This window comes from Calothrix sp. CCY 0018 (assembly GCF_963920925.1).
Lineage (GTDB): Bacteria > Cyanobacteriota > Cyanobacteriia > Cyanobacteriales > Nostocaceae > Rivularia.
Map to the genome: position 1 here is coordinate 65,408 of NZ_CAWUDI010000036.1, position 21,785 is coordinate 87,192.

The window sequence follows — 21,785 nt, forward strand, 5'->3', positions numbered from 1 at the left end:
ACGCGCCGCTTTTTCGGTTATGCTAGTATTATAGGTGATTTAGATAACCATTATTCACCGAAATTTCCACACTTCACACACACTATATTTGAAATCAGTAGCTCTGCAATCCAAGGATGCTACTGATTTTTTTATTTATAAGACAGAAAACAAATAAGTAGTAATCTATACTCTAATTGCTGACAGTGAAAACCGCTGTAAACCTACTGCTTTAAGGGCGTTGAAGCAATTTCAAGTTCCCCCTTAAAAAAAGAGGGATGATGACGTTTAAAATAATTTGTTTATCGTAGAAAACTAAGTACTAGGTGTAGGAGGTTCTCCTAATGGCATTACGACACTTATTTGAGGTGCATGGGCAAAAAATGCTGTTCCTCCGCAGGTAGGACACTGTACTCTATGATCTATAGGTTCGCTGCCATCGTGATGGGTTTGAATTAATAAAGGTTGGTCGCATTTATAGCATTGTGTGAAAACACGCGGGCTATCCGTGTTACAGTCTACCACCGTAATTGGTTGAAATTTTTTGGGTACGGGTGGTTTTGGTTTTGGTTTTGGGGTATTCTGTGAATCTGTCATAAAATGATCTTTTCCCTAACTTTGCTTGGGTTTTGTTTTGAGAACTAACATATAATGACCTATAAATTTATTATTGCAAAATTTTTCAGTTAATTTACCTTAAATTCGCGGATGGGTAGGTGTGCAAAATGGATCTATACAAAAAATCGCTGAAATGCTTTGATTTATATACCTTTGAAGCTTGTTGACTTTCCAACCCATCTCCGCCCCTTACCCAGAGTAGGTTTGAAGGATTTTTCCTCTTCTCAATCTCAGTGGTTGAAATTCACATTAATCCCTCCGCCGGGATTGAAACTAACATAATAATAGCGATCGCCAACTAGATGAAAAGTTGAAGTTGACGTTAATCCCAAGCACAAAGAAGTTGGTAAGATTGATTTCAAGGTGAGAATTTGGGCTTAATAAGATTGCTGCAAAATAGCAGTAAGAAATTACGAATTATTTGCTACTTCTTCTGCTTGCTGATGAATGGTTTCTAATTCTTCAGGGGACATTTTATCAAGATTTTTCATTATAAAATTCATTCTTCCCTCATTTTTCAATTTATCTCGATGTCTATTTAAAAAATCCCAATATAAGAAGTTGAAGGGACAAGCTTTTTCTCCGGTGCGTTTTGAATGCTTGTAAAAACAACTTTCACAATAATCGCTCATTTTATTAATATAGTTAGCGGATGCTGCATAGGGTTTTGATGCGAGTAAACCACCATCTGCATATTGTCCCATGCCGATGACGTTGGTTTGCATTACCCAGTCGTAAGCGTCGATGAATGCTGAGTGAAACCAGGTTTCTAATTCTTGCGGTGATATTCCGGCAATTAATCCAAAGTTATTTAATACCATCAATCGTTGAATATGATGAGCGTAACCAATATCCATTACTTGGGTTAATATTTGATGCAAGCAGTTCATTTTGGTTTCACCATTCCAAAAGAATTCGGGTAATGGTTTATGATGTTCAAACCAATTTTGTTGGGAATAATCTGCATCGACGTGATGATAAATTCCGTGCATATATTCTCTCCATCCCAGCACTTGACGGATGAAACCTTCGACGCTATTTAATGCAAGTTGATTTTCTTCGTAAGCTTGTTCTGCTGCTTGAATAATTTCTAAGGGTTGTAATAAACCAATATTAATATAGGGAGAAAGCATAGCGTGCCACATTGTTTCTTCTCCCGTTACCATTGCATCTTGATATGGCCCAAAATCTGGTAAGCGAATTTCGATAAAATATTTTAGTACTTCTAATGCTTGTTTACGTGTAACTCCCCAGCGAAATTCTTTTAAATCTCCATAGGTTGGTATATCAAGGGAGTTAACTTGTTGAATTACTTCTTGGGTAATATTATCAGGTTCAAACCATAAAGGCTCTGGAGTATTTAGTTTACCTTTGGGTGGTTTGCGGTTTTCCTTATCAAGATTCCATTTTCCCCCAACGGGTTTATCTGCTTTCATTAAAATATCAAAACGTCTTCTTCCTTCTCTATAAAAATCTTCCATTAATAATCGCTTGCGATTTTTAGCCCATTTATGAAAATCTTCGGCACTCCATAAAAATTGATTGTTGGGAAGTAAGTTGATATCACAAGGTAATTTTAAATCTTCGATTATTTGCAGAAAAGGTTTGTCATTGGGAGACATTATTCGTAATTCTGCAATTTGATTTTCTGTTACCCATGTAAGAAGGGGGGTTTGAAAATCTTCGGCTATTTTGTAAGTTACCGAATAACCTTGTTGACGTAATTCTTCCGCAAAATGACGCATTGATGACCAGATTAACACTAGCTTTTGCTTGTGATATCTAAGCTGTTTGATGTGGGAGTAGGATTCAATGAAAATTATTTCTACTTGTGAAGGGTTATTACAACTTTGTAAAGCTGCTTGGGTTGAATATAGTTGATCGCCTAATATCCAGATACCTGTTGTCATAGTTTAGGGAGTAGGGAGTAGTTTTTAGATTATAGGTAGGAAAGTTGTAATATTTGCCTTTATATTATCGATTTTAATAAACCGCAGAGAGCGCGGAGAGCGCTGAGGGAAGAAGGTAAGAGAGAGATGGTTTGTTTGAAAAGGGAATTATAAAAAACTAAATGTCAGATAGCGCAACATTTGAAGCAGGAAACTACTGTAAAGCAGGAAACTCTTAATCATCAGATTTCACTATTGTGGTGTGGCTGGGGATATTCCGTAGATATTTATAATTATCTTGATTACGGTAATAGATTTTTTTGTACTCTTGAATATATTTTCGGTTATCCAGAGGAGGAAGTAATGATTCGGAATGTAGTTACTTATCTTCTGAAGATTGCAGTTAACCGAAAAGTTTATTATTACCGATGTGCAGATTTTACACCTTTAACAGATGATGCTTTTCCGGTGCTAGATATTTCTGTAGATGATTTATTTAGAGAGGAATTTAGACTTGCTTTAGGAGCATCAATCATGCAAAAATTTTTGCTCAGTTAAATAATACTTTTAGAACTAAATTTAGTCTAATATTACCCATGACTAAAGTCACGATTAAAAATATGAATATAGATATATATCAATAAGAAGTATTTAGGACTTTGTTCTTATGTATATTAAGATGTTGGATTACTAAGAGTGATTCGTAAAGGCTTGGAGAATAAAACTCAAGTTAAAGAAAAAATTTGGAAAGCTTATCAACGCGGGAAAGTTGTAATTTTAATCCAGATACATGGGAACCGGAATTACTTTGGGATTTACCTTTGCATCAAGTGAAAGCGATCTAAAAATTATCATTTAATATCAAACCAATTTTCAATCTTTAACTCACTGAAATTAACGAAATCTGATACATTATTAGTAACTAGAATCAAGTTGTTAACTTTAGCAATCGCAGCAATTTGACTATCTGCAAATGATGGTGTTTTACCAGTTTTCATTAAACGCGCTCTTTCTGTCGCGTGCCATTTCGCGGCGTTAACATCATATGAAATAAAAGGTATATGAGGTTCAATTACTTCTTGAATATATCTTTCTATCGTTTGACGTTTTTTAGATTCTGGAAGACGATAACAACCAAAAAGTAATTCATGGTAGACAATAGTGGTTATAACAATTTCATCTTCATATTGCCGCAACTTTTCCATTACATTTGAATTTGGAATTGGTCGTAATGGTTCGGAAATAATATTAGTATCTAATAAAAATCGCCTATTCACAAAATCATCTCGCGCCCTAAAGACTTATCTCGTACATCAGCAAATATTTCTGGTTCAATTTCTGCTTTTTCTAAGTTTTCTTCCTGGCGAAATTTTTCTATACTCTCGTACAGTTTTGCTTCATTATTGACTACTTTTGTTGACTCTTCATAAGTTGTATAAATTATAATTTCTTGTCCATCAGGAATATCTATCTCCTGAAATATTTCTATAGTCTTTCCCCGTTTGATGCCTTTAATTTTCATTGTTTTAATTATTGTAAAATCGATTACGTGGGTTACATCTTTAATTTTAGCTTTTTCTCCACCGATCGCGATTGTGGGTTGGAATTCTAATTGCTGGAGACGTAGCACTGCGCCCCGTCTCTACATTAATAAAATGGTGATGCAAACAGCAAGGCGATCGCCCACTATTTATCAAACATTTTCAATCAATTGGCTATCAAATTAAATTCTAGTTTTGAAATTCTTTATTTGAGCTACCTGAGTTATGAAGAGATGACGGTTGAGATTCAACAAAGAGAAAGGTGTGGATAATATGGAAATTGATATTTATTCCCAATATGTCCATCCCGATTTCATTTCCGATTTAAAATTTCCTCTCAATGATTTTTTGGAAGCTTTGGATATTGCGAGTCAAGCTTTAAGGGATTTATAAAATCATTTTTTATTTTTCACTTAAACTAAACTTCTTGCTCACCTTTCCCTGTCAACTGTTTAATTACAAGCTGCACTGCTAAAGCTACTAAACCAACTCCAACTATTCCAAAAATTCCCGTACCTAAAGCAACTACCCCTACAACTAATGTTCTCACCGCTGAGGAAATACTCACCACCATCGGGTTATCTGAGGTAACTGGTTTATTCGCAAAAGTCGTCGCAATCGAAACCATTAATTTGTACATCGCAAATCCCAATCCTCCACACATTGTTGCTCCGATTACACAACGTAAGGGAGTTGGTTGATTTTCTTCTTCATTTTCAGTTTGTTCGATGCTTTTTTCTTCTGTCATGATTTTTTTTTAATATCTTTATGGTGAAAGTTAAGACTTCACCCCTCTCCAAAATAGCGGAGAGGGGAAGGGGTGAGGTTTTTTATGATGCTACCTGAATTCCATGAGTTATCAACCGGGTAACGAACAATTCTAAATCTGTGTCGGGAATTTCGTTTCTCAAACTCAATTTTACTTGTTCTGCTTTCTCTTTAGATTCGCATAAAGCAAATACACTTGGGCCACTACCTGACATCATCGTACCTAAAATGTCATATTTTGCTAAACTTTCTTTCAACTGCAATACTTGGGGATATTCTGGTAATACTACCTTTTCTAAATCATTACGCATTTTATCAGCGATTTCTTTGACATTTTGACGAATAATCGCTTGAACTATTTCTCCCGAATTTACCGCACTCGCACGCTCTGCTAGACTTTCTGTATCTTTAATATAGCGATCGCCATATAAAGAACGATAGGTATTGTAAGCCCAAGCAGTGGAAACTTCCAAGCTCCGATACTTGGCTAATACTATATATATATCTCCCAAATCTGATAAAGAAGAAAGTACTTCACCACGACGGGTTGCGATCGCAGTTCCTCCTCCGATGCAAAATGGTACATCAGAACCAATTTTTGCGGCTAATTCTTCTAATTCTAATTTAGTTAATCCCAGTTTCCACAATAAATCCATCCCTACTAATACTGCTGCTGCGTCTGTGGAGCCTCCTGCTAAACCGGCAGCTACGGGAATGCGTTTGTGAAGGGTTATGTCCACACCCCCATAAGTTGCGAAGCTATCGGGAAATTCACTAACCATTAAATCGGCTGCGCGATAAGCTAAGTTACTTTTATCTACAGGAACTTGTTTGTTGTCGCATCGTAACCGAATCAACTCTATACCGTTTGCTTCTAAGTCGATTTGGTCTGCGAGCGCTATACTTTGCAATATCATAGCTAACTCATGATACCCATCAGGGCGATCGCCAATGATTTCCAAATACAGATTAATTTTGGCTGGAGCAATTAAGGTGTAGCTACGCATCTTGATTTTCTAGTTCATTGGCTAAACTTACCCACTGCTGTACGCTCAATTCTTCGGCGCGAGCTTGAGGGTTAACGTCTAACTTTTCCAATAATTGTGTCAGATTATCGCGTTCTACTAACGATTGCAAATTATTTCGTAACATTTTACGTTTGGCACTAAATCCCACTTTTACCAAGGTTTCCAATCTCTGGGGATTTTTAGCTACTATCTCCCTCTCTCGCGGTATTAACCTGATAACAGCGGAATCAACTTTCGGTGGTGGATAAAAAGCCTTCGCAGGTACCGTACAAATCATCTCGCAATCTGCTAGGTATTGTACCCTTACCGATAACGCTCCAAATGCTGTTCTTCCTGGTTTAGCTACAATTCTTTCTGCTACTTCTTTCTGCACTAATAATACTATTGAATCATAGGGCTGCGGGTTGGGATTACCAATCTTACCTAACAACTTTTCAATAATAGGACCAGTAATATTATAAGGAATATTTGCTACTACTTTATTTTGATTTTTATATTGAGGAAACTCTTTTACTAAAACGGATAAATCTACAGTTAAAAAGTCTTCATTCAACAGTAACAAATTTTCCTTCTCTCCCAACTTTTCAACTAATAGCTTACATAAATCCCTATCAATCTCCACCGCTAATAAAGTTTTTACTTTCTCTAAAATCTGCCTTGTTAATACTCCTTTACCTGGCCCAATTTCCAAAACTCTGTCTGTATCTTTTAATTCTGCTGCCGCAATAATGCTATTCAAAGCCTTATCACTCTGTAACCAATGCTGAGCAAGGGACTTGCGCGGTTTCATTCTCTCTATTTACCTCTCTATCTACATTTCTAAGTATCTTTTAAAACGGTATTCTTACTTTTACCTTACTTCTTACTACTCTTTAATAGTAACGCAGTACTATTAACATCATATTTATTTGCTTTTAATCGTTCTCAAAACACTCCTTAATCCATAAAAAGCGAACTTATGTACTAATAGGGAGAACGATCAAAAGTGTTGATTTAGTTCTTATTACGATCGATTTGGGAAACAGGGATTTCGAGAATAAATTCAGTTCCTTCTCCGGGGATAGATTTACATGATAAATTGCCACCATGTTTATTTACCACAATTTGATAGCTAATTGATAGACCTAAGCCAGTACCTTTTCCAACTTCTTTTGTGGTGAAGAACGGATCGAATAATTTAGATTGAATTTCAGGAGGTATTCCAGAGCCGTTATCAGCAAGATGAATTGCAACTCGGTTATTATCGAGGAGTTTGGTGTGAATTTGAATCTGGGGGGTAGAAAGAGATTTTTGCGATTCGAGAGCATCAATAGCGTTTGCGAGGATGTTCATCAGTACTTGATTTAGCTGAGAGGGAAAACAATCAATCGGGGGAAGGGAAGAGTATTTTTTTACGATTTGGATTTCGGGGAAGTTGGGTTTTGCTTTGAGACGATTTTGGAGAATCATCAAGGTAGAATCAATCCCTTCGTGGATATCTACAGGTTTAAATTGAGCTTCATCAAGACGGGAGAAGTTACGTAGGGATAAAACAATTTCTCGGATACGTTGGGTACCTTGTTTCATAGAATTCAAGATTTTAATAAAATCTTCTTTGAGAAATTCTAATTCAATAGTTTCTATTTCTTCTTGGATCTCTTCGGGGGGATTAGGATAATGTTGTTGGTAAAGTTCGAGTAATCCGAGTAAATCTTGAGCGTAATCAGTTGCAGGAGTTACGTTTCCGTGGATAAAGTTGACGGGATTATTGATTTCGTGAGCAACACCAGCTACCATTTGTCCCAAAGAAGACATTTTTTCACTTTGAATAAGTTGAGCTTGGGTATTTTTAAGTTCGTGTAGAGTATTTTGTAATTCGATTTCAGCTAATTTACGTTCGGTGATATCTGTAGCAACACCAAGAAATTGCATTACTTTACCATCTTCGTTGCGAGTGAAGATAGTATCTCGACTGTAAAGCCAGCGATATTCACCGTCAGCTTGTTTGACTCGATATTCCGACTCATAAATTTCACCATCAATACCCGCAGCAATTTTTTCAAAACCAGATACTACTTTGGCTAAATCTTCGGGATGAATAATTTTTTGAAACAGATTTTTTCCCATCTGCTGGATTTGCTGGGAAGAATAACCGAGAATTGCAGTTAATTCGTGATTCGTGTAAATATTTTGCTGTTTTTCTAAATCGTAAATATAAATTGTGCTGGGAGAAGAATCTGTAATTCGTTGAATGAAATGTTGTTTGGCTTGAATTTCCGCTTCAACTTTTTTGCGTTCGGTTATATCACGGACGTTCGCCAAGATGATATCTTTAGAATTAAGCGTAACTCTTCGTAAAAATACTTCTACATCAAAGGTGTAACCATCATGAGGGCGTTTTGCTTTCCACTCGAATAAACGGCGATCGCCATTTATTACCTTTTCCCAAATTAATGGTAATTGATCGACGGGGTTATCCGAGCTAGAAAAATTAGTAAATGACTTTTGAGTAACTTCCGAGCGATTTACCCTATACATTTGCAGCATTTGCTCGTTAACATCTAAAATATTTCCATTAAGATCGTGAATAATTATCGCATCACAAACGCTATCCAATAGAGTTTGTAGATTTTGCTTGGAGGAGCGGACAATTTCTTCAGCTTTTTTGAGTTGGGTAATTTCAGAAGTGGTTCCTACCAAACGATAAATTTTACCATCAACATCTTTGAAAGGATTTAAAGTTGTTAACCACCAGCTAGGATTACCACCAAAGTTCAAACACTCCTCATAAGTAATTGAAGCATTAGCTTCCACACAACTTAAATAATTTTGATGTACTTGTTTACCTTCAACCTCTCCAAAGATTTCTTCAAGAGCTTTACCTTTAATATCTTCGCTTTTCATACCTGTAGAACGTTCGCAAGCAGGATTCCACCCTTGAAGAACAAAATAATTATCTTCCAAAACATCTACAACAAACATAACGTGTTCCGAACCATCATAAACGCTACGCAAAAATTGTTCTTGCTCTTGAGATTGAGTTTCCGCTAACTTTCTTTCGGTAATATCAATTATGCAACCGTCCGAGAAAATCGCACCATCGGGTTGTTTTTCTAGTCGAGAAAATCCTTGCAACCACTTTACCCTTTTAGAAGGAGTAATTATTCGCCATTCATATTCCCAATTGTTCAAAGTTTCAGCTGTAGAAGCCATTGATTGATTTAAACCAACAACATCATCTGGATGCGTCATCTGAAGAATAATATCAGAATTACGAAGAATTTGTTCGGGTTCCACACCAAAAAGGTCGTAACAACCGTCAGAAACATAAGAAAAACGAACATTACCATTATTGAAAAGTTGGTATTGGTAAAGCATACCCGGAACATTAGCAGCAAGACGCTTTAATCGTGTTTCAGTTTCAAGTGCTAATAAAGCTCTTTGCTCAACTCGACGCTCCAACTCCTGATTTAATTTCTTTAACTCATATTCAGTTTGATGTCGGGCGATACGCTCAGCGTCAAGCCTCCGGCTTATCGCACTACCTAAATTCACCGCAAAAGCTTGTAAAATAGACTTTTGTACGTCCGACCATTGACATAAAGATGTATAATCTTCAAAACCGATAAAACCCCACCATTTACCATTTACTTGAATAGGGATAACAAATATTGAACGCACTGCTTGGATTTGAGATGCATCCTCAACGTTAATAATTGATTTACCTTGAGAAAGCTTTTCGTACCACAAGGGGGAAAAATCACTATAAGAAAGATTTTGCAACAAAGGATAATCTTGTTCCTCACTCACCCCGTCAGCAACCCATTCCCAACGTTGACTCAGAAATAATTGCTTCGTTACCTTCTTAGAAGAATTTTTAAAGATATATATTCGATCCACAGCAGTAGCTTTACCCAACTCAGCTAAAGCTGTATTAATAGAAGTATCGTAATCTTGAGTAGTCAACAAGCAACTAGTAGATTTAGCAAAACTATCAAGCAAACCTTGCCGTTGCTTTAATTGAAACTCAACCTCCTGCTGACATAACTTCTCCTCCAAATCGGAAACCCTTTTCCGAAGCTTCAATAATTCCCCTTGCAAAGACTCATAAATACCTCTATCAATAGTAATGAGATTGTTTCCCATAGTCTCATCAATCGTCATTGCGGCTTATTTCATATAAAATTCATACTTATAGTTCCCAAAAAATACCTTACTTACAACATCTTGTTCATCTAATTTATAGGGAGTAGGGAGTAAGGAATGGGGAACAGGAAACAGAAAATCAATAACATTTTATAAATAGCTCTTAAAACGTCATTTTACATCTTAAAGTCTCATATTATTCGTATTTCAACCTCCTCTTCCTTCTTTCCTCTGCTTACTCCGCGTCTAGTAAAGTTTCTATTTTTTCATGAACCAAAAATAAATTGTAGGATATGTGACGCTCACACCTAGTACTTACGAAAAGCCCCCTTAAAAAGGGGGTTTGGAGGGATCTTAAATGTCTGGAACACTATATTTTCCGTTATTTCTGCGTAAATCCTGACACCTTACAAAAATATAATTCACGCACCATCGCTATTTTGATTAAATTAGAATTAGCTTTCTTTACATTAAAATTATTTATTTTCTGATGATATAGCCGTGCGTCTAACACACCCTACAATAATTAACTACTCCCTACTCCCCATTCAACAACTCTCCCAACCGATGGTTAATCAAAATCCCCTTCAAAGACTCATTTTCTGCCTTCAAAGACAAGTTTTCTGCTTCCAACTCCTTAATCCTCTCCTTTAAAGCTTCCTTACTAGTTCCATTTCTATGAATAACCACCTCTTGATAAATTTGTAAATTAGTATCTTCACTCATCCATCGCTGATAAGTCTTGGTATGCTCCTGTACCGTATGCCCCATATAATCAGCCATTGTCTTAATTGGTACCTGTAACCGATGTCCCCGAATTGCAAAAGCATGGCGCAAATCGTAAGGTTTAAAACCGATACCAATATTCCTAAACTTAATATGAATTAAAGCCGTTTTATTACTCAAACTTCCCCCAGAAGATGGCAATTTAACATTCTTTAAATCAAATAATTCTATCCAATGAGGATACAAAGGAGGAATACCGCAATTTCTTTCACCAGTCTTTGTACCTTCCGTCAAACTGGGAGTTAAATAAACTAGATGAAACTTATTATTCGCATCCGTAAAAGCCTGTAAATCTATAGCAAATAATTCATGAGGTCTTAAACCGTAAGTAGCTAACATACCATATAACCACTGCCACTGTTTTGGTTGTGTTACCTCCTTACTAGCATGACTTGATAACGCCTCTCCAATAGTAGAAAAACCCTTCACAACCTCCTCGTCGGTAGGGATTTTACGTAAACTAGGTTGTGGTAACGGAGTTGCATAAGAATCAATAGTCTTACCACCATCAAACTCGCAAAATTGACAAAACTTCCTTAATTGCCAAGCCAAATAAAATCTAGAATTACTTAATGGCTTAGTATTTTTTAAAGTAGATTCCAAAGCATCTTGAGTTAAAGGAATATCTTGAGGTAACTTCTTTAAATGCCGTAAATAATGACTTTCCCAAGTTTTAATACCTTGGCGATTTTTCTCATGAGTCTTCCAAAACTCTTGCTGATAATCTTCAATTAATTCCCCAATCGTTTTAACCGGAGTTTCATCTCTATTAAGTATTAACTTCTGAGCTTGTTTACCTAATAACTCAGGAGTCCATTGAAACTGCAAAGTCATCAACAACAAATCCAACTGCCGAGCCTTCGCAACAGCAGCTTTTAAACCCACATCATTAGCCGCAAAACCTAACGAAATGGTATACTGTTTATTAGAACTATTATTCTTACCAATATCTCCAGATTTACAGGGAAAAGTACCTTGCAAAGCGATAGTTTTGCCATTAGTTAATTTAAGTTTAACTTTTACCCTATCTAAACTTAAAGCCAAATTAGCTTGCGTAACGCTATATTTTATTCGCAAATACTCGCGCTCTAGCTTAACAAACTCATCCTTAGCAGACACCTTAACCTTCCACTGCTTCCATAAGATGGGTTCCCATTTATCTATAGGTATACCTTCCCATTCAGCCTTGCGTAAATTATAAGTACTAGCTTGGTAATTGTTATTAGACATAAATCCTGTTTTAGTATCTTCTAAACAACTAACAGTTAAAAGTTAAGAGTTGTCAATTGGCAATTACAACCCAAAATTTAACAATTATTTACCCATTCCCCGTTCCCCATTCCCTGTTAAGAGTTCCCTACTTTAATAAATTACAGCTTACTAACATTAAAAAAATCTGCGATATCAGTTATAAAATGTTACGGGATACATATAAGTAATACTGAAATAAAAAGAAACACTTAGGGGTATAACACGATGAACAAATTTTTCCGTAACACAAAAAGATATATCTTCCCTTTGATGTTATCAGCAATGGCGATCGCCGCAAGCAGTTGCGGTTCAAATCCAAGCGGTGACAGCGTAGGGGAAACACCATCCGAGGAATCCCCAGTTGCTAGCAGCCCATTTCCCACCCCTAGCAGCGAAATCCAAACCCCCGCCGAAATAACGACTACACCATCCCCCACCGTTAAAACAGCCCCATTGGGAGCAGAAACAACACCAACACCAGAAACCCCGAATCAAAATAAAACAGGAAATCTCAAAAATTCCGACATAACCTTATATACGAGTGACTTACAGTGTCAAGAATTAGTACCTCAAAAAGTGTCCGTATCATCTAACGAACCAGTAAAAGACGCAGTAGGTAAAATTATTGCAGCAAAAAACACAGCCGATATAAACATTTCCAATTATCGAGTTAACGTTAACAGCGGAATTGCCACAGTAGATTTCCGCATACCACCCGATTCACCAAGACAACTAGTCTCCCTTTCAAGTTGCGAGCAATTCGCCTTATTCAAAAGTATTGAAAAAACCTTAACCAGCAATCCTAAATGGAACATCAAAAACGTTCGCTTTACCCAATCTGGTGAAGAAATTTATTTGTAAGTTGATATTGGTTAATGGTTAGTTGATAGTTGTTAATTATTCAGAAGCCCGGTTTTATTCAAATCGGGTTTTTTATTTTAGTCATATTGTAGGGTATGTGACTAGTACACCACGGCTTAAATAAGGCAACCATTAAAAATGGCTGAAAAGCTTAGAAAATCAAACTTCTTACTTCTTACTTCCGCCAAGCGGTACTAGGGTGTTGACTTTGTGTATTTTGAGGGGGTAAAAAATCATGGAAAAAACGTGTTGGTGTTTAAGATAATGCCCTCTCCCCCTTCCCCTCTCCCAAATTTGGGAGAGGGGTGCCCGCCAGGGCGGGGTGAGGGATGAATGTTGCGATTTTTATCGACATAAAAGTTATATGAATGAAAAACTGAGAAATTTTATCAAAGTCAACATCCTAGTGTGTGACGCATCTAATAACGAGTTTATTTAATAGCAAATTAAATTAGCCGTAAAACATTAAAATAAGTGGTGCAGCCTTACGTATTAAAATTCTTAGTAAAATCAGTATATAGTCATGCATCTAACACACCCTACAAAAAGTATATTGTTCACTGTTCACTGTTCACTGTTCACTGTTCTTAGAAAGCCACTTTTCCAATAATTCAGTCATAATATCGCTCATTTGACGGTCATCAGCAGCAGCAGCTAACTTCAAACTTCGATGCAGTTTCTTTGGTAAATAAACAGTAGTCCGAACGTAATCTGGGTCGGTACTTTTGCTTTTAAAAGTTACTTTTTCTTCAGTCAATTCCTGCGAATTATCCCTATTTTGTCGGGAACGAGCAGCATCAATTAATTCGTCAAAACGGCTAGCTTTCTTCTTACTCAAGATAAAATCTCCTTACCAACTTCAGCATAACATCGCCATGCAACTTGCGCGTAAGCATCATTTACAGCATTAACTGGTACTCCTTCTAAAGCTGCTCTTTGAAATACCGCAAGTCGTTTAATTCCTGTTTTAAAAATAGGTATCTTAGCATTTTTCAAAGCTAATTTAGCTTCTGCTCCCGACCTATTTGGCTTCGGAGGAATAATAGTTAATAAAATCCGATAATTAGCTTTTAACTCGCTAAGTAATCCAACCATTTGCATAGTAGCAGCTAATGCAATTGCATCCGGTGTTGTCGGTATAATTACTAAATCGCACCCACGAGCAATGCTTTTTAACTCCTCGAAACTAGGTTTAGTAGGAGTGTCAATTACTATATGCTCGTATAAAGCAGCTAAACTAACCCCATCTTCTTCATCAGCAACCTTAAACGGCAAACTACCGCGATTAGACCAGTCTAAAGCGCTGCGGTTCAAATCTCCGTCCACCAACAGCGTATCAGCTTTAGTTTGCAGGTATGTAGCAAGGTGTAATGCAGTTATAGATTTACCCACGCCCCCTTTAAAAGCCGCTACAGTAATAATCATTTTTTCAATATAAAAACTTATACCGTACAAATTTTACAGTATATCAATTCCGGCATTTAAACATCTAAATATTTAATAAACATATAGATGTTTCAGCATATGGATGTTTAAATAAAGTAAATAACATAAAATACTCAAATATAAAATTAACGTGCAGTATATATAAAAACCTAAATATTTCACAGGCTAAATATTAGTACAAACAGTAATTTACCAGGGAATTTACCCTTTAAAAGTCAAGAAAAAGTATTCAAATAAAGGGTAACTAGGAACAAAGAATAAGACTAAAGATTTTTGCTAAATCTCTCAAAGTTAAACAATCTGTAAGTAGGCAAAAAAAATACAGCTTCAAATCCTTAGCCCTGTTGCCTGTTTCCCTACTCCCTTAATGATTACGATTATCAACGCCAACCCGTTTATGTATCAAATGTAGATAGACACCGGCGGATGCAGATGTTTTACAATCTGACCGATCGCAGTAAGTTTACTCATTGCATAATAAAAAATAATGTGATGATAAAATTTTCTCTACCATCTACTCGATAGCAGAAGTATCCTAGATAGATAGGAATATATAAAAGTGAAGGGTAAACAATATGGATGTAAAAGTAATTCTAGTAGGACTAACAATCGTGTTTAGCGTGTCATGCTTGATTTTCGGCACCAAAAACGGGTTTTATGATTCAGAAAACTATCATGGTAATGGTTCCGCTCATTAACCGGAGCCTGGTTTAATGAACTTTTTTGAATAGTAGGTGGAGAGGAATTTTGTGGAGATGTAGTGCAAACTTCATCCTCTCCTCTTTCTTTTTTAAAGAAAATAAAACCGAGTTAGTGAATAAATCGTCCAAGGATAGTAATTTGTGCATGAAATAAGATGCTAGTAAGTAATTTGCATTTCAATCTGTCTTGGATTTGATGGGATGGAAACCGATATCCGTTCACCCGCAGAGTGCGGCTAAGTTTAGCAGGAAGAATATTGGTGTAGCCAACTTCTCTGTAGCACTGCAAATCTGAAATCTAAAATCTGAAATCCAAAATCAATTATACGGGGGGATATATGAGCGAAGGCTATTCAATAGTCTCTCTTGATGAAGGGGAAAGCCAAAGCGAATTAGAATGCTTACCTTACGGAGTTCATCAAGATGGTGAAGGTATGTGTCTGTTGGTGCGAATGGGTCCCTATCGTATCATGTTGGACTGTGGCTTAGAAGATATTTCACCTTTAACAAAAAAGTTGAAAAAGCCAGCACGTCCGGATAATACTCCTTTACCAGCCGATATTGTACTAGTAACTCATGCTCATCCAGATCATGCCAGGGGATTGTTGGCGCTACACGAAAAATTTCCCCTTTTACCAATTTATGGCAGTGAAGTAACCTGTAAGCTGCTACCGCTAAATTGGTTAGACAAAAATAGTCAAGAAAGCCACCACTACTTCCAAGCATTAGAACTGCGTACAGCTATCGAACTTAAAGAAAATCTTACCGTAGAACTTTTTCCTTGCGGACATTTACCGGGTGCAGTCGCAATTTTACTCACCTACACAACGAACGATCGCGCTTATAAGTTGCTTTATACGGGGGATTTTTTCCTATCTAACTCGCGATTAGTAGAAGGATTTCGTTTAGAAGAATTGCGCGGAATCGAATTAGATGTGTTGATAATAGAGGGTAGCTATGGTACCGCTCGTCATCCCCATCGCCGCAATCAAGAAAATCAACTAGCAGAAAGAATAAATAGTGCGATCGCGAATGGTTCTTCAGTATTAATGCCTACTCCAGCATTAGGATTAGGTCAAGAATTACTCATGCTCCTTCGCAGCCACCATCACTTTACCGGCAGGGATATAGATATTTGGGTTGATGGAAATGTTGCTGCGGGATGCGATGCTTATTTAGAATTGATGCCCCATCTTCCCCCGTCGGTACAAAACTTTGCCCGACATCAACCGTTATTTTGGGATGAACGAGTGCGCCCCCGCGTGCGTCGTTTAGAAGATTCTCAAAGAAGTAATGTGGGAAATTCTCCCTGTATCATTCTTACAGACTTCACAACCGATTTAAAAGAATATTGTCAGCCACAAACAGGTTCTTGGCTGATATTACAGCCAGAAAAAACCGGAATTGAAGCTTCCCAATATTCTGAACTCGGTGCTGTAGAAAGCTACCTGCTCGCACAACATAGCGATGGTCCGGGTACCACTCAACTAATTCACAATTTGCGACCCCAACACGTTGTTTTCGTCCACGGTTCGGCAGCTTACCTAGCAGATTTAACCGGATTAGAAGAACTGCAAAACCGCTATCACGTACATTCTCCCGAAATTCAAACTTTAGTTCAGCTTCCGATCGGCGATACATTTTTACAACCAGCAGCACCAGATACAAATTATGAAGGCGAACTTACTCAACTAGATACAGCAATCTTAATTACACTTTCAGATGATATAAAAAATGATCCCCGATGGCAACAATTCGCCGACACCGGATTAGTCGAAGCACGCTGGCAAGGAGAAGAACTTGTATTGCGTAGTTTAACTCAAAAAGAACTGCTCAACCAAAATAGCGATCGCAATATTTGGCCATCATTGGACTGTTGCGGAACCTGTAAACATCAAAGGGGACAACGGTGTTGGAATACCGCGTCCCCTTTATATAACTTTAAAGTAACATTAGAAGGTTACTGTCCAGCGTTTGAAAGCGATCAATAGGAACAAGCTTTTGGCTCTCTTACTCGGGATTAGAATCAGTAGACGGATTATGAATACGCTCCTCATCCGGACAATCTTCCGTCATCAGAGGTTCAACATTACCTCGTGAAACCGAAGCGAGCTTTTGAGTTACAGCACCAATGCTTTCAAGTCGAACCATTTCCTCCCAAGAACAAATTTCATCGTCTTCTTCTGTTTCATAGCGCAGGGTGACTAAATCTCCCTCAATATCTATAATGCGGGCGCGTTCAATCCAGCGTTGCTGGTCCCGCAAGAAAATACATATTTCCCGCGCATCACAACATAGTTGATAAATCTTACGGTGTAGCATTCGCGTGCTTCTACCTTTTCTCAACGTACTCTTTGTCTGTAAAAACTTGGGATTAACCCGCGTATTCGATAACACCCATGACCCGAGTGCGGTAATCGAATCCAAACCGGCATATTTTGCTGACATTCTCATCAGTTTTATGTAAATGTTGGATTCAAGAAAATTATATGCTTATTTACCGCACTAAAAAAAATATAGTTATGAATTGATTATTCAAGGAATATTTGCATCATAGAAGTGAAATCGCGTGGGATTCTCGCCGACCAGATAATATATTGCTGGTAAGTCATTTCTATTATTATGAATTAAATGATACTCCAAAGCAAGTGAACATTGAGGTTGGTTATTTTGCCTACTTGTAATCATTAGCGTTGCTAGGAGTGAGAGCGCGGACTGCGATTAATCCACCTTTATATTATCGATCTTAACTCAAAAAGAGGGCAAGCTCCACCCAGGATTGAAAAATAACATAATTTTTTTATTCGGCAACATCACATCTCAAACCATCATATGCCACTTAAGGAAAGTCAACATTGGATCATTTTCTTTGAGCGAGAAACGACCTAGAAAGATTTGAAGATGCTTCTCGCTTAACTTCTCCTGCACGAACAGCATCAGACAGCCGCGTCAATGCAGCCACATCTTCAGCTCGATATATTCTGGTAGCTAGCATCTGATGCAGCAGACCTTCGGACTCAACGCTTAAATATCCAGTTTGAAAAGCAGATTCTACAAGTGCCCGAATCATCATTAATTAAAGCTAAGTTAGCATTAAATCATTCCTCATAATGAAACAACTCCAGCTATTTTTAAGTGATTGAATTCACATAAACTTTGTGATTTAAGTCACGGCTAGCAACTAACAGCTTACTATGTTAAAAGTTCTCGAACCTAGCTATTGCAGTATTAATATTAGGAAAACTAATTTTATTTTGGCAATAATATACTGACTTGATAGTATTACTAGCAACCCAGTAACAAAAATACCACTACTTTAATACCGTGCATTAATTTTACTTGCAATTAAATATATACGTATAAAAGATTAAAGAAAAAATTGGCGAAAATCCTCATCTTGGCTGCTTAACTGCACAAAAGCCAGATTAAAAGAATCGAACTTAGCAGCTAAAGCTTCACAAGCAGGACGTTCGGTAGCATAATGTCCGGCATCAACTAAAATAATTCCAGCATCGCGGCTTTCTTGAAACTGATGAAATTTGCAATCAGAAGTCAAATATACCGTCGCACCAGTTTTACTAACAGACTGAATAAAACTAGCCCCCGAACCCCCTAAAACAGCTACCTTTTCCACAGACACATCTAAATCCGCATTTGGAGAAAAAATTAAATTCGGTGGTTTCAACGAAGATTGAATTTTTTTTAGCAGCTCCCGTAAACTTAAACCGGGTTGAAGAACACCAACACGTCCATATCCCAAACCCGGTTGAGTATTTACAATAGGAGAAACATCCTGCAACTTTAAAATTTGTGCTAAAACATCCGCAGTACCGTTATTTACCTGGTCGAAATTGGTATGAGCAGTGTATATACCAATATTATGAATAAACGCCAAACGAACCATTTCGCCAATTGCATCACCAGTACGCAGCGACTTAGTTCCATTAAAAATTAAAGGATGATGAGCAAAAATTAAATTAACCAAATGACCGGAATTTTTCAACTCGATCGCTTCTTGCATTACAGCCAAAGTAGGAGTCAAACAAACCAAAACCCCCGCATCATCATTTAACACCCCCGGCTCCACCTGCCAACCGCAATTATCCCATTTTTCTTGCCATGCAGGATTCGCCCATTCCTCAAACCAGCTAATTAAATCGGTAATTTTCATCAATTAAATCATATGAAGACATCGGTTATTTATTGTATAAGGAGTAGGCAATGATGGGGAGATGGGGAGATAGGGTGATGGGTAGATAATTCTTAACTCCTAACTCCTAACTCCTAACTTTCCCCCTTCCCCCTCACTTCTTCCCAATATTTAACTGCAACGAAGCCTCTTCGCGCATTTGGTAAAAAGGTTTATCCCATACACCCATAGCATTCCATTCCCACGCTGCAACTGGGATACATTTGCGATCGGCAAGATAAGTTAGCAGACAACGTTCGTCTTTCGGCTCTCGGGAAAAGCAGAAAGGGTTCCGATAGCGTTTCTCAGATATTTGAGGATATTTAAGATCGTCTTTCTTGATACATTGTAAGATTTCTTCACCTTTACAAAGTAAATCATCCAAAAAATGAAGGCAGAAAGGTTCTGAACTTGCTCTTTGCTCGGGTTTCTTCTTTACCCACCTTGCCCAATCAAATCCATACATGAAATCGTGAACATATCGAAAGCGAATTTCTGATTCTCTACCGAACATATCCATTAGCAAAACTATTTTATTGCCAAAATCTTCTAAAGCATCTTGAGGAGCATCAGATGATAAAGCTTGTTTGAGCATACTGCTGACTATAAAATCAAAATCCCAAAATATATTTTCTGGGAAGTTATGCAGCGAAGATTCAAGTATTCTTTGTAAAGTATCCCGAAAAATTGTCATCAAGTAAACATCAGGTACTTGTTGAACAACCTTTACTCCCAGTTGGGTAAAACTAGTAATTAGAGATTGATTTGGATTCAGCGATGAAGGTTTTGCAACTTGTTGGACGAGAATTTGGTCTAGAACCTGAAAAGAATTACTCGGTGTAAAATTTAGCTTCATAAAAATAATAGCTCGCTTCTTGCCGTCAGAATTCAAAAGCAATTTATATTTTCACTTTAAGTTAAAAATAAATTGCAAACTTTAAGCAATAAATAAACTTAATAATTTTAACTGTAGCCGTAGTTCTTATGACAAATAAATAGTACAAAAAGGCAACGGGGAAGAGGCAACAGTATGCAGAAGTTTTTGAAACTCAGATTTTATTTTATATAAATTTAGCACTAAGGTACTGAAAAAACATACTTGGTTTAGAGTTTGAATTTAATTACACATTATAAAAATCAAAATATTTCTTATTTACTACTTACTATTGCCAATTCCCCATTCCCTACTCAAACTATCCAGAAATATGCACAACCAACTCTCTAGAGTGATTGCGTTGTCGGTGTTCCCAAATGTAAATACCTTGCCAAGTACCTAAAACCAAATGTCCTCGATTAATAGGAATATGTTCTGAAGTATGAGTAATCGCAGTACGTATATGTGCTGGCATATCATCGGGGCCTTCATCATCATGGATATAGTTAGCCGATTCGGGCACCAGTTTAGCCATAAAATTAGCTAAATCTTCCAATACATTAGGATCGGCATTTTCTTGAATTAATAAACTAGCAGAAGTATGACGTAAAAATAAAGTACAAAGCCCGGTTTCAACCCCCGAATCAGCAACGATTGCTTCAATTTTAGGAGTGATATTGTACAAAGATTTACCAAGTGTAGAAACTCTGAGTAACTTTTGATAGTGCGACATATTAGTTTTTGACTTTTTACTAGCTACAAATTAACAATTTTAAATTTAAGCATTAATCAAGAGCATATTTTCAATTTTATTAGTAAAATTACTTAGAATTCAATAAAGAGAGTAGCATTACCTAGTGGAAAATGCTGTTGTTTCAGCCAAAAGCTGTAGTTACACTAAGTATTGTTTGTAAGAGTTACTATGCACAGTTTTGGAATTTCCAAGGGTCATCAGGGACATCTTTTTTCTCAATCATCTATGTTCGGAGTGAAATCATTATTTATTTCTATTAAATAAAATAAACTAAGAAAGTAAGAATAATATAGTTCTTCATAATATTATTTATTAATTTACTTATTAATATTTCTTGTTTCCCGTCTTCTTTTTGAGATAATTTCATTCTACTGCCTACAGTCCAATCCCTACTCCCTTGTCGTAATTACGATTTACGAAACTATTGCCGCTTGAAAGTTGCCTCATGAATATGGTATTTCAAGATAATTAGTGGCAAAAAACTGGGAATTTCAAATATTTTGCGCCGCAATCGTCCGAAACTTCAGAAAAATCCCGTAGGTATAATACTGGTAATTTTGGTTTGGAGTCTAACTATCGGTTGGCTGTTGACTTTCGCAACCAATTCTTATGCTGCCGTTCTCAAATCAGAAGTCGGTTAGGAATTCTGAGTGAGGAGTGAGGAGTAACTAAGGTTAAAAGTTAAAAGTCTGCATGTCAAAGTTTAAATTCTCCTTGTTTCCTTGTCTCCCCCTCTCTCTTCCAAAAGACGGAAAACCAACCTTCTCCAGGTCGGGCTTTACGGCGCTGCATTGGGGACAAAATGATACTATTAACTTAGATAAATATAAGTTCTTTGTTAAAACCAATTGTTTAGTAAGCCTATACGCTGGTATTTTTACTATTTTTGAGTTAATTCTCTTGGAATGCCTCTTTGCAAAGCCAAGAAAATTCTCCGATTAATGGTAACGGTACTTATAATCATTTCCAACGTCG

Annotated in this window: 21 protein-coding genes; 5 read left to right on the forward strand and 16 right to left on the reverse strand. The window is 37.0% G+C overall.

Annotation, left to right across the window (positions count from 1 at the left end; genetic code table 11):
* Nucleotides 1-294 precede the first annotated feature (294 nt).
* Together ACM03V_RS23815 and ACM03V_RS23820 are read right to left on the reverse strand one after the other, a co-directional pair.
* Nucleotides 295-576, reverse strand: coding sequence for a hypothetical protein (locus ACM03V_RS23815; protein ID WP_414623280.1), 282 nt, complete (start codon nt 574-576; stop codon nt 295-297).
* Nucleotides 577-1,007: 431 nt separating this feature from the next.
* The gene (locus ACM03V_RS23820; RefSeq protein WP_414623281.1) at nt 1,008-2,507 is read right to left on the reverse strand and encodes a cryptochrome/photolyase family protein; all 1,500 of its coding nucleotides are present in this window, start codon (nt 2,505-2,507) and stop codon (nt 1,008-1,010) included.
* A gap of 180 nt (nt 2,508-2,687) precedes the next feature.
* Here ACM03V_RS23820 and ACM03V_RS23825 point away from each other — a divergent pair, with 180 nt between their 5' ends.
* A complete protein-coding gene (locus ACM03V_RS23825; protein WP_414623282.1) occupies nt 2,688-3,044 on the forward strand; it encodes a hypothetical protein in 357 nt (118 codons plus the stop codon).
* A gap of 293 nt (nt 3,045-3,337) precedes the next feature.
* Here the strand turns inward: ACM03V_RS23825 and ACM03V_RS23830 are convergent, their stop codons facing one another.
* Together ACM03V_RS23830 and ACM03V_RS23835 are read right to left on the reverse strand one after the other, a co-directional pair.
* On the reverse strand, nt 3,338-3,763 hold the full coding sequence (locus ACM03V_RS23830) for a type II toxin-antitoxin system VapC family toxin (RefSeq protein WP_414623283.1): 426 nt from the start codon (nt 3,761-3,763) through the stop codon (nt 3,338-3,340).
* Nucleotides 3,760-4,116 (reverse strand): hypothetical protein, encoded by a 357-nt coding sequence (locus tag ACM03V_RS23835; protein WP_414623284.1) that lies wholly within the window; start codon nt 4,114-4,116, stop codon nt 3,760-3,762. Before ACM03V_RS23835 ends, ACM03V_RS23830 begins: the two co-directional genes overlap by 4 nt.
* A gap of 151 nt (nt 4,117-4,267) precedes the next feature.
* On the opposite strand from ACM03V_RS23835, the gene ACM03V_RS23840 reads away from it, so the two are divergent.
* A complete protein-coding gene (locus ACM03V_RS23840; RefSeq protein ID WP_414623285.1) occupies nt 4,268-4,420 on the forward strand; it encodes a hypothetical protein in 153 nt (50 codons plus the stop codon).
* 25 nt (nt 4,421-4,445) lie between these two features.
* On the opposite strand, the gene ACM03V_RS23845 is transcribed toward ACM03V_RS23840, so the two are convergent.
* The 5 genes from ACM03V_RS23845 to ACM03V_RS23865 all read right to left on the reverse strand — a co-directional run bounded on the left by ACM03V_RS23845 (nt 4,446) and on the right by ACM03V_RS23865 (nt 11,964).
* Nucleotides 4,446-4,775, reverse strand: coding sequence for a DUF3082 domain-containing protein (locus tag ACM03V_RS23845; RefSeq protein WP_414623286.1), 330 nt, complete (start codon nt 4,773-4,775; stop codon nt 4,446-4,448).
* Nucleotides 4,776-4,857: 82 nt separating this feature from the next.
* Nucleotides 4,858-5,802 carry a 4-(cytidine 5'-diphospho)-2-C-methyl-D-erythritol kinase gene (gene ispE, locus ACM03V_RS23850; RefSeq protein ID WP_414623287.1) on the reverse strand — a complete coding sequence of 315 codons (945 nt, stop codon included), beginning with the start codon at nt 5,800-5,802 and terminating at the stop codon, nt 4,858-4,860.
* Nucleotides 5,795-6,613, reverse strand: a complete 819-nt coding sequence (rsmA, locus tag ACM03V_RS23855; protein ID WP_414623288.1) for a 16S rRNA (adenine(1518)-N(6)/adenine(1519)-N(6))-dimethyltransferase RsmA — start codon at nt 6,611-6,613, stop codon at nt 5,795-5,797. The genes ispE and rsmA overlap by 8 nt, the downstream gene beginning before the upstream one ends.
* Before the next feature lie 203 nt (nt 6,614-6,816).
* Nucleotides 6,817-9,948, reverse strand: coding sequence for a PAS domain S-box protein (locus ACM03V_RS23860; RefSeq protein WP_414623289.1), 3,132 nt, complete (start codon nt 9,946-9,948; stop codon nt 6,817-6,819).
* Between the two features lie 537 nt (nt 9,949-10,485).
* The gene (locus tag ACM03V_RS23865; RefSeq protein WP_414623290.1) at nt 10,486-11,964 is read right to left on the reverse strand and encodes an integrase; all 1,479 of its coding nucleotides are present in this window, start codon (nt 11,962-11,964) and stop codon (nt 10,486-10,488) included.
* A 246-nt stretch (nt 11,965-12,210) separates the two neighbouring features.
* Here ACM03V_RS23865 and ACM03V_RS23870 point away from each other — a divergent pair, with 246 nt between their 5' ends.
* On the forward strand, nt 12,211-12,846 hold the full coding sequence (locus ACM03V_RS23870) for a sporulation/spore germination protein (RefSeq protein ID WP_414623291.1): 636 nt from the start codon (nt 12,211-12,213) through the stop codon (nt 12,844-12,846).
* A gap of 571 nt (nt 12,847-13,417) precedes the next feature.
* On the opposite strand, the gene ACM03V_RS23875 is transcribed toward ACM03V_RS23870, so the two are convergent.
* Both ACM03V_RS23875 and ACM03V_RS23880 read right to left on the reverse strand, forming a co-directional pair.
* Entirely contained in the window at nt 13,418-13,687 is a 270-nt protein-coding gene (locus ACM03V_RS23875; RefSeq protein WP_414623306.1) for a CopG family transcriptional regulator, read from the reverse strand.
* On the reverse strand, nt 13,681-14,271 hold the full coding sequence (locus tag ACM03V_RS23880; RefSeq protein ID WP_414623292.1) for a ParA family protein: 591 nt from the start codon (nt 14,269-14,271) through the stop codon (nt 13,681-13,683). The genes ACM03V_RS23875 and ACM03V_RS23880 overlap by 7 nt, the downstream gene beginning before the upstream one ends.
* 1,060 nt (nt 14,272-15,331) lie before the next feature.
* Between ACM03V_RS23880 and ACM03V_RS23885 the strand changes: the two genes are divergently transcribed.
* Nucleotides 15,332-16,984 (forward strand): MBL fold metallo-hydrolase, encoded by a 1,653-nt coding sequence (locus ACM03V_RS23885; RefSeq protein ID WP_414623293.1) that lies wholly within the window; start codon nt 15,332-15,334, stop codon nt 16,982-16,984.
* A gap of 19 nt (nt 16,985-17,003) precedes the next feature.
* On the opposite strand, the gene ACM03V_RS23890 is transcribed toward ACM03V_RS23885, so the two are convergent.
* From ACM03V_RS23890 to ACM03V_RS23910, 5 genes are all read right to left on the reverse strand, one after another.
* The gene (locus ACM03V_RS23890) at nt 17,004-17,315 is read right to left on the reverse strand and encodes a DUF6679 family protein (protein ID WP_414623294.1); all 312 of its coding nucleotides are present in this window, start codon (nt 17,313-17,315) and stop codon (nt 17,004-17,006) included.
* Nucleotides 17,316-17,853: 538 nt separating this feature from the next.
* Nucleotides 17,854-18,063, reverse strand: a complete 210-nt coding sequence (locus ACM03V_RS23895) for a hypothetical protein (RefSeq protein WP_414623307.1) — start codon at nt 18,061-18,063, stop codon at nt 17,854-17,856.
* 297 nt (nt 18,064-18,360) lie between these two features.
* Nucleotides 18,361-19,164 (reverse strand): Nif3-like dinuclear metal center hexameric protein, encoded by an 804-nt coding sequence (locus tag ACM03V_RS23900; protein WP_414623295.1) that lies wholly within the window; start codon nt 19,162-19,164, stop codon nt 18,361-18,363.
* Nucleotides 19,165-19,297: 133 nt separating this feature from the next.
* Nucleotides 19,298-20,038 (reverse strand): hypothetical protein, encoded by a 741-nt coding sequence (locus tag ACM03V_RS23905; RefSeq protein WP_414623296.1) that lies wholly within the window; start codon nt 20,036-20,038, stop codon nt 19,298-19,300.
* 337 nt (nt 20,039-20,375) lie between these two features.
* Complete coding sequence (locus ACM03V_RS23910) at nt 20,376-20,789, reverse strand: secondary thiamine-phosphate synthase enzyme YjbQ (protein WP_414623297.1); 414 nt, start codon at nt 20,787-20,789, stop codon at nt 20,376-20,378.
* Nucleotides 20,790-21,310: 521 nt separating this feature from the next.
* Here ACM03V_RS23910 and ACM03V_RS23915 point away from each other — a divergent pair.
* Nucleotides 21,311-21,451, forward strand: a complete 141-nt coding sequence (locus ACM03V_RS23915) for a hypothetical protein (RefSeq protein WP_414623298.1) — start codon at nt 21,311-21,313, stop codon at nt 21,449-21,451.
* Nucleotides 21,452-21,785 lie beyond the last annotated feature (334 nt).

Excerpts from the sequence above, each read along its gene's own strand:
- ACM03V_RS23815 (WP_414623280.1), bottom strand. The coding sequence starts at position 576 with ATGACAGATTCACAGAATACCCCAAAACCAAAACCAAAACCACCCGTA.
- ACM03V_RS23820 (WP_414623281.1), bottom strand. The coding sequence starts at position 2,507 with ATGACAACAGGTATCTGGATATTAGGCGATCAACTATATTCAACCCAA.
- ACM03V_RS23845 (WP_414623286.1), bottom strand. The coding sequence starts at position 4,775 with ATGACAGAAGAAAAAAGCATCGAACAAACTGAAAATGAAGAAGAAAAT.
- ispE (WP_414623287.1), bottom strand. The coding sequence starts at position 5,802 with ATGCGTAGCTACACCTTAATTGCTCCAGCCAAAATTAATCTGTATTTG.
- rsmA (WP_414623288.1), bottom strand. The coding sequence starts at position 6,613 with ATGAAACCGCGCAAGTCCCTTGCTCAGCATTGGTTACAGAGTGATAAG.
- ACM03V_RS23860 (WP_414623289.1), bottom strand. The coding sequence starts at position 9,948 with ATGGGAAACAATCTCATTACTATTGATAGAGGTATTTATGAGTCTTTG.
- ACM03V_RS23865 (WP_414623290.1), bottom strand. The coding sequence starts at position 11,964 with ATGTCTAATAACAATTACCAAGCTAGTACTTATAATTTACGCAAGGCT.
- ACM03V_RS23870 (WP_414623291.1), top strand. The coding sequence starts at position 12,211 with ATGAACAAATTTTTCCGTAACACAAAAAGATATATCTTCCCTTTGATG.
- ACM03V_RS23880 (WP_414623292.1), bottom strand. The coding sequence starts at position 14,271 with ATGATTATTACTGTAGCGGCTTTTAAAGGGGGCGTGGGTAAATCTATA.
- ACM03V_RS23885 (WP_414623293.1), top strand. The coding sequence starts at position 15,332 with ATGAGCGAAGGCTATTCAATAGTCTCTCTTGATGAAGGGGAAAGCCAA.
- ACM03V_RS23890 (WP_414623294.1), bottom strand. The coding sequence starts at position 17,315 with ATGCTACACCGTAAGATTTATCAACTATGTTGTGATGCGCGGGAAATA.
- ACM03V_RS23895 (WP_414623307.1), bottom strand. The coding sequence starts at position 18,063 with ATGATTCGGGCACTTGTAGAATCTGCTTTTCAAACTGGATATTTAAGC.
- ACM03V_RS23900 (WP_414623295.1), bottom strand. The coding sequence starts at position 19,164 with ATGAAAATTACCGATTTAATTAGCTGGTTTGAGGAATGGGCGAATCCT.
- ACM03V_RS23905 (WP_414623296.1), bottom strand. The coding sequence starts at position 20,038 with ATGAAGCTAAATTTTACACCGAGTAATTCTTTTCAGGTTCTAGACCAA.
- ACM03V_RS23910 (WP_414623297.1), bottom strand. The coding sequence starts at position 20,789 with ATGTCGCACTATCAAAAGTTACTCAGAGTTTCTACACTTGGTAAATCT.